17 protein-coding genes are annotated in these 11,658 nt (G+C 37.9%); 9 read left to right on the forward strand and 8 right to left on the reverse strand.

Annotated elements, in window-relative coordinates:
- Nucleotides 1–61 precede the first annotated feature (61 nt).
- Nucleotides 62–670 carry a DedA family protein gene (locus EQM13_RS17250; protein WP_206172746.1) on the forward strand — a complete coding sequence of 203 codons (609 nt, stop codon included), beginning with the start codon at nucleotides 62–64 and terminating at the stop codon, nucleotides 668–670.
- 129 nt (nucleotides 671–799) lie between these two features.
- Here EQM13_RS17250 and EQM13_RS17255 read toward each other — a convergent pair whose 3' ends face one another.
- Genes EQM13_RS17255 through EQM13_RS19085 form a run of 6 tightly spaced genes read right to left on the reverse strand, consistent with a single transcriptional unit; the run spans nucleotide 800 to nucleotide 3,767 of the window.
- Nucleotides 800–1,513 (reverse strand): response regulator transcription factor, encoded by a 714-nt coding sequence (locus EQM13_RS17255; RefSeq protein ID WP_128753347.1) that lies wholly within the window; start codon nucleotides 1,511–1,513, stop codon nucleotides 800–802.
- A 2-nt stretch (nucleotides 1,514–1,515) separates the two neighbouring features.
- Nucleotides 1,516–1,674, reverse strand: coding sequence for a hypothetical protein (locus EQM13_RS17260; protein ID WP_206172747.1), 159 nt, complete (start codon nucleotides 1,672–1,674; stop codon nucleotides 1,516–1,518).
- Nucleotides 1,675–1,712: 38 nt separating this feature from the next.
- Complete coding sequence (locus EQM13_RS17265; RefSeq protein ID WP_240662960.1) at nucleotides 1,713–2,882, reverse strand: HAD-IC family P-type ATPase; 1,170 nt, start codon at nucleotides 2,880–2,882, stop codon at nucleotides 1,713–1,715.
- Nucleotides 2,883–2,928: 46 nt separating this feature from the next.
- The gene (locus tag EQM13_RS18790; RefSeq protein WP_240662961.1) at nucleotides 2,929–3,171 is read right to left on the reverse strand and encodes a hypothetical protein; all 243 of its coding nucleotides are present in this window, start codon (nucleotides 3,169–3,171) and stop codon (nucleotides 2,929–2,931) included.
- Nucleotides 3,172–3,186: 15 nt separating this feature from the next.
- A complete protein-coding gene (locus EQM13_RS17270) occupies nucleotides 3,187–3,681 on the reverse strand; it encodes a potassium-transporting ATPase subunit KdpA (protein ID WP_128753348.1) in 495 nt (164 codons plus the stop codon).
- On the reverse strand, nucleotides 3,678–3,767 hold the full coding sequence (locus tag EQM13_RS19085; RefSeq protein ID WP_128753349.1) for a potassium-transporting ATPase subunit F: 90 nt from the start codon (nucleotides 3,765–3,767) through the stop codon (nucleotides 3,678–3,680). The genes EQM13_RS17270 and EQM13_RS19085 overlap by 4 nt, the downstream gene beginning before the upstream one ends.
- 379 nt (nucleotides 3,768–4,146) lie before the next feature.
- Between EQM13_RS19085 and EQM13_RS17280 the strand changes: the two genes are divergently transcribed.
- From EQM13_RS17280 to EQM13_RS18620, 8 genes are all read left to right on the forward strand, one after another.
- The gene (locus tag EQM13_RS17280) at nucleotides 4,147–4,392 is read left to right on the forward strand and encodes a hypothetical protein (protein ID WP_128753350.1); all 246 of its coding nucleotides are present in this window, start codon (nucleotides 4,147–4,149) and stop codon (nucleotides 4,390–4,392) included.
- A gap of 18 nt (nucleotides 4,393–4,410) precedes the next feature.
- Entirely contained in the window at nucleotides 4,411–4,671 is a 261-nt protein-coding gene (locus tag EQM13_RS17285; RefSeq protein ID WP_128753351.1) for a phosphorylase family protein, read from the forward strand.
- Nucleotides 4,668–4,982: a hypothetical protein gene (locus tag EQM13_RS17290; protein ID WP_128753352.1), complete on the forward strand. Its 315-nt coding sequence runs from the start codon at nucleotides 4,668–4,670 to the stop codon at nucleotides 4,980–4,982. The genes EQM13_RS17285 and EQM13_RS17290 overlap by 4 nt, the downstream gene beginning before the upstream one ends.
- 45 nt (nucleotides 4,983–5,027) lie before the next feature.
- On the forward strand, nucleotides 5,028–5,204 hold the full coding sequence (locus EQM13_RS17295) for an FMN-binding protein (protein WP_206172748.1): 177 nt from the start codon (nucleotides 5,028–5,030) through the stop codon (nucleotides 5,202–5,204).
- Nucleotides 5,205–5,654: 450 nt separating this feature from the next.
- Nucleotides 5,655–6,797, forward strand: coding sequence for an MFS transporter (locus tag EQM13_RS17300; protein WP_128753353.1), 1,143 nt, complete (start codon nucleotides 5,655–5,657; stop codon nucleotides 6,795–6,797).
- Nucleotides 6,798–6,930: 133 nt separating this feature from the next.
- The gene (locus EQM13_RS17305; protein ID WP_161567302.1) at nucleotides 6,931–7,533 is read left to right on the forward strand and encodes a DJ-1/PfpI family protein; all 603 of its coding nucleotides are present in this window, start codon (nucleotides 6,931–6,933) and stop codon (nucleotides 7,531–7,533) included.
- A gap of 96 nt (nucleotides 7,534–7,629) precedes the next feature.
- Entirely contained in the window at nucleotides 7,630–7,770 is a 141-nt protein-coding gene (locus EQM13_RS18615; protein WP_206172749.1) for a hypothetical protein, read from the forward strand.
- Nucleotides 7,771–7,806: 36 nt separating this feature from the next.
- Nucleotides 7,807–7,986 carry a hypothetical protein gene (locus EQM13_RS18620; RefSeq protein WP_206172750.1) on the forward strand — a complete coding sequence of 60 codons (180 nt, stop codon included), beginning with the start codon at nucleotides 7,807–7,809 and terminating at the stop codon, nucleotides 7,984–7,986.
- 285 nt (nucleotides 7,987–8,271) lie between these two features.
- On the opposite strand, the gene EQM13_RS17315 is transcribed toward EQM13_RS18620, so the two are convergent.
- Both EQM13_RS17315 and EQM13_RS17320 read right to left on the reverse strand, forming a co-directional pair.
- Nucleotides 8,272–10,932, reverse strand: coding sequence for an ABC transporter permease (locus tag EQM13_RS17315; RefSeq protein ID WP_128753355.1), 2,661 nt, complete (start codon nucleotides 10,930–10,932; stop codon nucleotides 8,272–8,274).
- Nucleotides 10,929–11,612, reverse strand: coding sequence for an ABC transporter ATP-binding protein (locus EQM13_RS17320; protein ID WP_128753356.1), 684 nt, complete (start codon nucleotides 11,610–11,612; stop codon nucleotides 10,929–10,931). The genes EQM13_RS17315 and EQM13_RS17320 overlap by 4 nt, the downstream gene beginning before the upstream one ends.
- Nucleotides 11,613–11,658 lie beyond the last annotated feature (46 nt).

The raw sequence follows: 11,658 nt of genomic DNA on the forward strand, positions 1-11,658 counted from the left end.
AAAATACAGCTTATCTAAGAAGGAAGGAAATTAGAATATGCAGAAATGGATTATTAACTTTATGAATCAGTTCGGATACTTTGGCGTTGCACTACTCATTGCAATTGAAAATATATTTCCTCCAATCCCTTCCGAACTGATTTTGATTTTCGGTGGTTTTATGACCACATACACCAGTATGAATATCTGGATGGTATCATTGTTTGCTACCTTTGGTTCTGTGGCCGGTGCAATTATTCTCTATGCTATTGGGCAGCTGCTGTCCATAGAAAAAATGGAGTATATCATTGGAAAATGGGGATATATTTTTGGACTTAAAAAGGAAGATGTGAAACGAGCAGAAAACTGGTTTGTTCGACGTGGTGCTTCTGCCATTTTTTTCTGTAGATTCATTCCTATTGTCCGAAGTCTTATCTCCGTTCCTGCAGGAATGTCACGTATGCATAAAGGTACATTTCTTCTATACACTGCTATCGGTACCGCTATTTGGAATGTGGTCTTAGTATGCCTCGGTGCTTTTGCCGGAGCTGAATGGGAACGCATTAATAAATACATGAATGTCTATTCCTATATAGCGTTTGCTGCTATGGTAATCATCGGAATTATTTTTACTGTTTGGCTTTTAAAGAAAAGAAATTTTAACAGTAAATCAAACAATCAAGGAAAGTAGAACAACTTAAGGTAAACAATAAAAATAAGAATTAAATTTTCTACCAAAATATCAAACAGATTTCTTAAGTGGTAAAAAATAACATGCTATGCACAACATGAGCCTGGCTGGCAGACATTTATTCTTAATTCATTTTTCTTGATGCAGTTCCTCGACCATTCTATACCCCACTCCTACTTCCGTTAGAATATATTTAGGTTCCGCGGGGTTTTCCTCCAACTTTCTACGAATATTTGCCATGTTGACGCGAAGCGTATGACTATCATTGGTATATAAGCCCCATACCTCTCTCATGATATAATCATGAGTAAGCACTTTCCCTGCATTTCTTGACAGCAATGACAGTATTTTATACTCAACGGGTGTCAAATGAACCCTTCTCCCGGAAAGAGAAACCCTTCGCTTGCTGTAATCAATTTCAAGCTCTCCAATAGTTATCTTTTCCATGCCATTAGATTCTCCTCCAGTACTTTTAGGGCTGTGCCGTATTGCTGTCCGTATTCGGGCAAGCAGTTCTGAAGTCCCGAAAGGTTTAACAATATAATCGTCTGCGCCCAAATCAAGAGCTTCCACTTTTTCACGTTCGTATCCGCGGGCCGAAACCACCACAATAGGTGTTTTGGACCATTGACGTATATTCCTCAACACCTCAATACCATCTATATCAGGCAGTCCCAGATCCAGCAGTATGACGTCTGGAGAGTAAGAAGCAGCCATAGATATTCCTTCTTTTCCCGTACTCACTTTTGTAACTTGATAACCATTAGCATTTAAAATTGCTGAGATAAAATTGCATATAGTGTCCTCGTCTTCAATGATAAGAATCAGAGGCTTTATATCCATGTTTATTCACTTCCTTTCAGCGGGAGGCTGAATCGAAATACTGAACCGCCTTCTTTTCTATTTTCAGCTTCCATTCTGCCGTTATGGGCTTTTATAATAGTCATGCATATAGACCAGTCCAATCCCCATTCCCCTGGAAGAGTCGGGACTTTTATTTCCATTGGGAATATAACTCGTAAAGAGATAAGGAAAATCCTCCTCATACAATGCTGCATACGGTCAGCAGCATATCAATAAGCTTAATCGCAATGAAAGGTGCTGCAATTCCTCCCAAACCATAAATCAGCATGTTCCTTTTCAACAATTCTCCTGCAGGCACTTCACGGTATTTTACACCTCTCAGAGCCAGCGGAATGAGTGCGATAATAATCAGCGCATTGTAAATGATAGCAGACAAAATAGCACTGGTGGAACTTGTAAGCCCCATGAAGTTTAAATCCGTAAGCAGGGGATAAATTCCAAAGAACAATACCGGAATAATCGCAAAATACTTAGCTACATCATTTGCTACGCTGAAAGTGGTAAGGGAACCTCTCGTCATCAGTAGCTGCTTACCAATCCGTACGATATCAATTAGTTTGGTAGGGCTGGAATCTAAATCCACCATGTTTCCTGCCTCCTTGGCTGCCTGGGTTCCGGTATTCATAGCTACAGCTACATCTGCCTGAGCCAGTGCCGGAGCGTCATTGGTGCCGTCACCGGTCATTGCAACCAAATGTCCTTTAGTCTGATAGTCCCGGATTAGTGTCAGTTTAGTTTCCGGCGTTGCCTCTGCCAGAAAATCATCCACACCAGCTTCCACAGCTTCGATAGCACGCCCACTCATTGCCAATACATTAGCCTGATTCAAACGGCTCATGCCTGCAATACCTATAGATGAAAGAAGTGCGCCGATAGTGGTAGGAGCAAGGCAAACCAGAAGGGCAATAACATTAGTAATAGAAATAGAAGAACCCGTTCCTGCCTGAGTGCTTGCAAATCCCGAGAAGGGCAATAGCGTCGCTGTTACAACAAGGAATATGATGGTAAGAGTCACCAACAGAATTTGCAGGGCAATTTCATTGGGCGTCTTCTTTCTGGATGCGCCTTCCACCATAGAAATCATTTTATCGAGAAAGCTTTCCCCAGCCTCTGCCGTCACTTTGATAACCAGCCAGTCAGATACCAATGTCGTTCCTCCGGTAACTGCGCTTCTATCGCCTCCGGATTCTCGTATTACAGGAGCAGACTCACCGGTAATTGCACTTTCATCCACCGAAGCGGCTCCATCAATTACCTCGCCATCCATGGGAATTTGCTCTCCAGTTTTTACGTAGACAATATCGCCTTTCTTTAAATCTGCGGATAAAACTTCCGTATATTCCTCCACATTATCCTCCGACTTTAATTTTTTTGCCTTTACATCCTTTCGTGCCTTACGCAAAGTTGGCAAATAGCACCGTAAACCACAAAATAAGAGAAATAGCCAAAATATAACTACTATTTTCATCTTTGATTCCGGCAAAAGACAGAAAATAAAGGGCTGTCGTGAGTATTGCGCCTATATATACAACCAGCATGACAGGATTCTTCACCTGTACACGGGAGGAAAGTTTTACAAATGACTGTTTCAACGAATCCATAAATATATTTTTTTTATTGAAACTTTTCTTTTCCATTTCAATCACCTCTTTTTATCGCATCGTAAAGTAGTCCGCAATCGGACCAAGGGCTACCGCCGGTAAAAAACTCAATGCACCTATGATGAAAATAACTCCGATTAAGAGTCCGACAAACATAGCATTGCTGGTAGACAATGTTCCTTCACTAACGGCTACCATTTTCTTTTTCGCCATACTTGCCGCCGTATTAAAAGCCAGATGCCAGCTTGTGCCTTCCATTCCTTCCGGATTAAACGGCAGAAAACCCTGCAGCATTTGCAGAATCCAAAGGAATACAAAACCAATTGCGCTGAACAAAAGAGCCGAAAGGGCATACTTCTTTGCCCCCATTTCCTCATCACTCTTAACCCCCATTACTTTATAGATTCCTTTTTCCACGGGAGCAAGCACACGTGTTAAAAATACCTTTTGCCCAGTCATTATCTTATAAATATATATGCCCAATGGAATGGACAATACAATCAATATTACAATATAAAATATATCCTGCAATATAATATAACTCATAATTTTTCACCTCGAAATAATACATAAAATAAATAGATCAGTAAAGCAAGACCGATTAACCCCACGATTATTAATACAACTCTCATGTCCTCATCCCTCTCCTAACTTTTCTAACCGTACCATTTACTATAAGCCGATTCTACATAATAAAAATTTTGCGTATAACTTCTCCCCATAGCTTACCATTTTTCTCCTTAATTATTATGTCCAAATTGCAATCCGGCAATATCTCCTGCTGCATTTAAAATGATATCAGAAAAAAAGTCAATGATGTGTCAATTTAGCAGGATAAGATGTCAAGAAAACGGCAAGATTTTATATCTGCCACTTTTTAAAACGTTTTTCTCATGAATCAAAATGTTGTGAATAACCAGCATAACCATTCGTAACATTCTGAGAACACAGACACAAATAAAAGAAAGAATATTGTATACTGAAAAAAAGCATAACGGAGGTGTATTAATTTTGATATATCAGGATTTAATTTCCGGTATGGAGAAATTCGGCTCAACAAAACGAGATATTTGTATACACGGGATAGGAATATCACCGGAAAAGGTACATGAAAATGTGATTATTGCACCTTGGTGGGAACCTTCGCATATTTCAAGTATCGGAACGGCAGAATATTTAAGTACATCGGATTTTTCAAGCATAAAGGTTTGGGATATCACTTCCGATACAACCAAAATGACTTACATCAAAACCTGAATCGGAGCCCCTGTATTGATGGATGCGCTTTTAACTTTAGGGGTCACATCATGTCAACAAATCATTTTCATTGGTTCCGTCGGGTCCTTGGATGATAATATCGGCATAGGTGATATCGTTATTCCCGAATATTCTGTTTGTGGTGACGGAGCCAGCCGCTATATATCTTCAGATTCACTTAACAATGGTGATGTCTTCGGAGAAAAAATATATTCGAATATAGATTTATTCAATAAATCTAAAACAGTAACCGAACGCATTTGCAAGGAAAAAACGTGAAGTGGCACTTAGGAAAAACATTTAGTATAGATACAGTGTTTGCTCAATTTATACATCTTGATGAAATATTGAATATAGGATGCAATACCATAGAAATGGAAACGGCTTCGGCTTTTAGAGCTGCAAGACTTATGAATGTCCCGATTATGGCTCTTTTTAGTATCCCAGATAATGTTATGGTGAATAAATCTCTGATAAGCGGCCGAACTCAAAAAGAAATGGAATATAAAAGATATGTGCGTCATGAGCTTTTTCCGAAAATTATATTGGATATTTTTGAGAATAAAATTGAGGTATCTCTTTCGACCTAAAAACCATAGGCAAAAGACGGTGTTGCTTTAAATCATATTGACAAATTGGATAAAGAAGGCAATTCTGCAGAATTGACAGGTGGTTTGAGTATCGATGATATGTTTGACAATGTAGTGAAATCCCAGACACTTCAGGTGGATGTTATAAACGGAGCAACGCTTACCTCGAAAGTTCATCTCAAAGCCCTTGAAAATGCGTTAAAACAAGCGCAGATGGATTAATTCGTTTTATGGATATTTCAAAACGTTCCATCCCCTCACTCAGTACGGAAATAAGTGAGGGGATTCTTCTATTTTTCATTTGGCTTTTGAAAATTTTATATCCAGGAGTTTAAGTTTATATGATACGTATAAAGACACAAAAAAGGTATTTGGTGAGAGATATTAATTGTATCTGTATTTCTTGACAAAAATAATTTTTCATCTTATAATGTAACTAGTATTACATTTATAAAAACAAGGTATGATATGGATAATCATGAATGGCCAATAATCAATTATATGCTTTCCAAGGAATCTTTACGTCCACGGGATGATGTTATTCTCCTACCCATATTGATAACTTTAAAGGGAAAACTGATTTTCCATGAAGTATTCAGGTAGTGCTAAAAGGAGTTCAAAAGACTATAAATTAGGATAAAAGTAAAAATTGTATTAGGAGGAGATAGTGTTATGTGGAATGTTATTTTATTAGGACTTGTCAGTTTCTTTTCAGATATCAGTGCGGAAATGGTTTATCCAATTATTCCACTTTATTTAACCTCTGTGTTCGGTGCAACCCCAGCACTTGTGGGAGTTATTGAGGGCATTGCCGAGAGCCTTGCCAGCCTTTTGAAAGTGTTCAGCGGCTACGTCACGGACAAATACCACAATAAAAAACCCGTTGCCTTTATTGGCTATGCCACAGGGTTAATTTATAAGGTTGCTCTCATTTTCGCCAATTCATGGGTCGGCATTTTGGGCGCAAGGGCCATTGATCGCATCGGAAAAGGCATCCGAACCGCTCCAAGAGATGTTATGGTAAGTGAAAGTGCAGATAAAGAACAAATGGGAAAAGCATTTGGTATCCATAAGGCATTGGACATGGCCGGTTCATCTATTGGTATCTTTATCAGCTTTCTACTGCTAAAAAACGCCGGCGAAAATTTTGCATATAAAAAATTGTTTGCAATTTCTACTATTCCGGCATTTTTGGGACTTATTATGTTCTTCTTCATTAAAGAAAAAAACGAGCATAGTGCCGTTTTAAGAAGAAAGCCGTTCTGGCAAAATATAAAACAACTGGACAGGAAACTTAAACTATATATTATGGTGGCCTTCCTGTTCACCCTTGGAAATTCCTCGAATACATTTTTACTGTTACGGGCAAAAAGTGTCGGGTTCGACGATACAAGTGTGATATTATTATATTTCATCTTTAATCTTACCGCGTCCATTCTTTCCATTCCTCTTGGAAAGTTATCGGATAAAATAGGAAGGAAAAAATTGCTCGTTTCAGGTTATTTTGTTTTTTCTTCTGTGTATCTGGGCTTTGCTTTTGCCTCCAGCCAATCTGTTATAGTTATCGTCTTTGTACTTTATGGCATTTATACTGCCATGATTACCGGAGTAGAACGAGCATTTATTGCAGAAATATCCCCTGAAGAATTAAAGGGAACAATGCTGGGAATGCATTCCACTGTTGTAGGGATCGCTTTGTTGCCAGCCAGTGTCATAGCCGGATTGTTGTGGAATGGATTCGGAGCATCAGTGCCTTTTTTATTCGGCTCAGGCATGTCGCTGCTCGCGGCTTTGATACTGCTTTTTTTTATGTAAATAAAAAAATACCTTATAATCCCACTCAATGGGTTTAAGTAATAATAATAAATAGAGATTTTTAACCAAAATTATGATAAAATTTAGGAAATATGAGAGTGAAACGAATTTATATAATGGGAGGGAAGGCAGTATGAAAAAAGCAGCGGTCATGATATATCCACAGTTCTGTATGCAGGAAATTAGCTGTCTGACAGAAATATTCAAATGGTATGATAAAGAAATAACAGTATTTTCTTCATCATTAAAACCTGTTAACAGTGAAGATGGATTCACATTTTTACCGCACAAAACATTCGATGAATTTCAAAAGGAGGAATTTGATTGTGTTATTCTCCCTGGAATTTGGGATTTCAGAGAAGCGTTAAATGATGAAAGAAACATTACGTTTCTTAAACAATTTAAAAATGATGAAAACATAATTATAGCAAGTATTTCTAGTTCTCCTATACTACTTGCAAAGGCAGGTATCTTAGATGACAAAAAGTTCTGTTGTGGGTTATTTGAAGAAGTTATAGACGAATATACCTTTATTCCAAGAAACAATTTACAGCGTAAACCTCTCTGCACAGATGGTAATCTTGTTACGGCAATTGGATTCGCATTCAAAGAATTTGCTATTGAAGCAGCTAAAAAAGCAGGAATTAAATGCAGTGATAATATATTCGAAGGAATAACAAAAGAATATACTGAAGAGGAATTAACTTTTCATATCACAGAAGAATTTATCGATTAAATATGTGAAACAATCAGCTTCCTACATAGAATTATATTAATCCAAAAAATAAACCGTTTGTGTATAAAAATGGTGATTGTTAAGGAGATGTAAATAATGCAGATATTTGAATTAACGAAAGAGAATGCACCACTGGTAGCTAAATTTATGGCCAAAATAAAACCCGAATGGTGGGATTATGATGGTGCAATAGGACAGTTAACAGATATTAATACTGTATTTGGTACAGTTGGTTAGTTCATCGGCAAAGATAAAGAACACTTAAAAGGTTGGATGTTATGCAGAGAATTGCGTTGTTACAATTCAATTGAACTTGAATGTTGGGAATATGACGATAACGGGGTATTTTCTTTAGAACATAAATTAAAAGATTTATTCGATACAGCCTGTGAATATGCAAAGTCTAAAGGTTATTTGACCTTCAGAACCGCAATGGGATTCAACACAGTTTAACATTCATAATAGGCCTTTAGGTGATATATCAGAAGAGATTAAAAATTTAAGGGATGATACATTGGTTGCTTGATTATGGCTTTAAAGTTGTAGGAATCCAACCTGACGCCTTAGGTAAAAATTATCACTGCATTTATTTAACTAAAATTTTAAATTAGTCTGATGATTTAAATTGTGTAGATTGTGAGCATAACAAGAGACGGTAAATCCATAGCATTATTAAAATAAAGGCAGGAAATTTCCCAATCTTCCTGCCTTTATTATTTCTCATAATTTTATTCTCAATTATACAGCTTCGTCTTTTAAAATATCTACGATGTCTCCCTTTCGAAGCATCCTTCCTCCCATTACGTAGGAAAGTATGATTGATAGCAAAATTACTCCACCGAAAATCAAAATCGGTAAAACCGGTAAAAAAGGCAGAAATTCTTTCAGATATATCATATTAACTTTAAGAAACACACCAATCACAATTAGGTTTAAAGGAATGCTTAACACAATGGGCATAATACCGAAAAGTATTCCTTCTAACAGTAACATCCGTTTTATTCCCTTAGGTGAAATTCCCACTGACCGCAGCATGGCAAATTCTTTTTTGCGTTGTCTTAAATTACCCGATACGGTAGCGAACACATTGGAAATACCGATTAATGCAAGAAAAACTGCTACGCACAACATTACAGTTTTCAGCAGGTTTCTGGAATTTGTATCCGTTTGACGCATTTCAAGAACGTTCCATATAGAATAATCTCCTGAACCATACCACTTATCACAAATTTCTATTATTTTATCCGTTACCGGCTGAATAAAATCTTCCGATTGAACAACTATAGGAGCAAAAACTCTCTTTCCACGCAAAGCACGTACTTCCTGAAAATTTTCGATAATTTTCAAATACGTACTTCTGGGCATAACCTGTATAAGCTGATATCCTCCGTATCGGTCACCAACGGCCGGCATTTGATTAGTCAAAAATCCGATTTCAGTCTGGAAAGAAAAGTCACTGGTATCCTCCGGATATGTTTTTTCCTCTTCATTCAACTTATCGCCGACGTTAAGTTTTAAAAACGGAATACGGACTTCATTACGGAGGTCACTGTGCATATCGTCCTGTACTTCATTGACAACGATGGTAAGTGGCCTTTTGGTATCATAAAACATAGATGAATCCGCACCGATTTGCTTACAGTATTCTGCAAAACTTTGATCATCCAAGGCAATCAGATTAGTTTGAATGCGGAACTTCCCCTTTTCTTCATACACGGAGAATTTCCCGCTGTCGGCAATCCGTTTAAGCCCTCCTATCCCTCTAAGCTCGTATGACTCCATATCCGTTGATAACCATAAACCGGCAGGAACCTCACTGGCAAATAATACACTTTTTGCTCCTTCAACGGAACGTATCTGATTTTCAAATTCTGGTTCTGTCATATTACCATCTTCTGTATAAAGTGAGATATTCTGCTGTTGTTCTTTTAATTTATCAAAATAAAATATTTTATTTTTTGCGTCGTTTACAGCCATGAAATTCAGGAATCCACTGAATAACAAGAATGATAAGGTAAGAGAAATAGATGCTGTGCGGTACGATTTTCTTCGGATATACAAAGCATTTTGAGCAAGTTCTCCTTCGATTCCGAAAATTTTTGAAGCAATGTTATGTTTCTTCACCTTTTTTATCTTTATATCCTCGCCTTGTCGAATAGCATCAATAGGCATAAGTCGGCTGATTTTTCGTGCCGGAATCAGTGCAGACAGCCATACAGTCAAAAGAGCCAGTAAAACAGAGGGCAATGCCGCCGGAAGTCCAAAGGTAAAAACGATGTTATAGTCCCTCAGGTTTTTTACAGAATTGATATAGGAAAATAAACCATAATCCAGTGCCCAACCGATAAATAATCCTACCGGAACGGGTATAACCGATAAAACAAATCCTTCAAATATGACCGAGTGTTGTACCTGCTTAGGTGAAGCACCTATACTCTTCAACATTCCAAGCTGCTTAAGCCGTGCATTTGCCGACATTGCAAAAGCATTGTTAATGATGAACACAAATACTCCCGCTACTAACAAAACAATAACCGTAATCATAACGGGCTGTGATAACATCCATAGTTTAAAATCCGTCCTTTGTTTCGGTGGGAAAATAAGGTATTTGGCCAGAAGACTATCATTGGTTCTCACCATGTATTTACCGTATTCATCAGGTTTAGAACATACCGACTTAGCAATGTTGTTAATATCTTCATAAGTACTTCTCGGATTTTTAAAACGCATATAAACGGTAAGCTGATCCTCCGGTAAGATATTTGTTTCATTCAAATATCCATAGGCCATATAATAAGGTGTCATGGAATTTGTGGTAATATCCAGCTTTGCAACAACAGTATAGATACGTTTAACAGTAGGAACAAAAAGTTCTTCGTCTTTAAACGGAGCATTAAAATCTATTTGCTTACCATTCAACTTTCGGTTGCCTAAATCGAGAGTAAGACTGTCTCCTATCTTTAAGTCAGGGTGATTTTCAAAATATTGTTTTGAAAGAGCAATTTCGTTTTCCGATTTAGGGATTCTTCCCTCCAGAATGGCCGTATGCTCTGGCATATCCTCCCAGTAACTTTGACTTAAACCCCGCATTGCCAGATAGGGGCGTCTTGGATCATCAATTTTAGCGATTTTCCATGTACCCTTTATCATCACTCTTTCCACATTAGGGTGAGCAGTAACATATTTCAATTTGTCACCGGGAGTATTGTCAAACAATTCGGCATGCCAATTACCGTTTTCCAAAATAAGCAAACGAACTTCGTCGGTATAAAAAGTATATAAGGCACCACTCAAGGCGGAAAGAAGGATAGTTGCAATCAAAATGGCAATCATGATGGCAATACTGCTTTTCTTGTTGTGCTTTATATAGTCAAGAGTATATTCTTTAAGAATATTCATTTCCTCACCGCCTCGTCGGAAATAATTATTCCATCTTCAATTGTAATGATACGATCAGCCTCCAGGGCAAGTTTTTCATCATGGGTAATAAGCAGTACGGTTTGTTGGAAATACTTATTGGAAAGCTTGAGCAATTCCAAAGTTTCCTCAGAGTTCTTCCGATCAAGATTTCCGGTAGGTTCATCTGCCAACAGAATAGCAGGGCGGTATATAAGTGCTCGCCCTATAGCCACGCGCTGCTGTTGACCGCCGGAAAGCTGCCACGGAAAATGATTTAACCGATCAGATAAGCCAAGGGTATCCACGATTTCCGCAAACCGTTGTTCATCCGGTTTCCTGCTGTCCAGAAGTATGGGAAGTAAAATATTCTTGCGTACATTCAGTGTAGGAATAAGATTATAAAACTGATAGATCAGCCCTACCTTGCGGCGGCGAAAAACAGCAAGTTGTTCTTCATTTAACGTAGCAATATCAATATCCTCAATAAAAATTTTCCCTTCCGTAGGACGATCTACACCTCCTAACAGGTGCAGCAACGTCGATTTTCCGGAGCCAGACGGACCGACAATTGTTACGAATTCACTTTTTTGTACCGAAAGGTTTACATGGTCAAGAGCCGTTACCATAAGTGTACCGGAGCCATATTTTTTTGTTACATTTTCACATCTCAACAATTCCATAAAACTACCTCCTTTATGCCATCATGGTATCAGCCTTAAATGACAT

This window comes from Acidilutibacter cellobiosedens, from assembly GCF_004103715.1.
GTDB classification, from domain to species: Bacteria; Bacillota; Clostridia; order Tissierellales; family Acidilutibacteraceae; genus Acidilutibacter; species Acidilutibacter cellobiosedens.

Coding starts and splice junctions, on each gene's coding strand:
- EQM13_RS18615 (WP_206172749.1), top strand. CDS start 7,630: ATGCAGATATTTGAATTAACGAAAGAGAATGCACCACTGGTAGCTAAA.
- EQM13_RS17300 (WP_128753353.1), top strand. CDS start 5,655: ATGTGGAATGTTATTTTATTAGGACTTGTCAGTTTCTTTTCAGATATC.
- EQM13_RS17320 (WP_128753356.1), bottom strand. CDS start 11,612: ATGGAATTGTTGAGATGTGAAAATGTAACAAAAAAATATGGCTCCGGT.
- EQM13_RS17270 (WP_128753348.1), bottom strand. CDS start 3,681: ATGAGTTATATTATATTGCAGGATATATTTTATATTGTAATATTGATT.
- EQM13_RS17260 (WP_206172747.1), bottom strand. CDS start 1,674: ATGGAAATAAAAGTCCCGACTCTTCCAGGGGAATGGGGATTGGACTGG.
- EQM13_RS17315 (WP_128753355.1), bottom strand. CDS start 10,932: ATGAATATTCTTAAAGAATATACTCTTGACTATATAAAGCACAACAAG.
- EQM13_RS18620 (WP_206172750.1), top strand. CDS start 7,807: ATGTTATGCAGAGAATTGCGTTGTTACAATTCAATTGAACTTGAATGT.
- EQM13_RS17250 (WP_206172746.1), top strand. CDS start 62: ATGAATCAGTTCGGATACTTTGGCGTTGCACTACTCATTGCAATTGAA.
- EQM13_RS17255 (WP_128753347.1), bottom strand. CDS start 1,513: ATGGATATAAAGCCTCTGATTCTTATCATTGAAGACGAGGACACTATA.
- EQM13_RS17285 (WP_128753351.1), top strand. CDS start 4,411: ATGGATGCGCTTTTAACTTTAGGGGTCACATCATGTCAACAAATCATT.
- EQM13_RS18790 (WP_240662961.1), bottom strand. CDS start 3,171: ATGGAAAAGAAAAGTTTCAATAAAAAAAATATATTTATGGATTCGTTG.
- EQM13_RS17305 (WP_161567302.1), top strand. CDS start 6,931: ATGAAAAAAGCAGCGGTCATGATATATCCACAGTTCTGTATGCAGGAA.
- EQM13_RS19085 (WP_128753349.1), bottom strand. CDS start 3,767: ATGAGAGTTGTATTAATAATCGTGGGGTTAATCGGTCTTGCTTTACTG.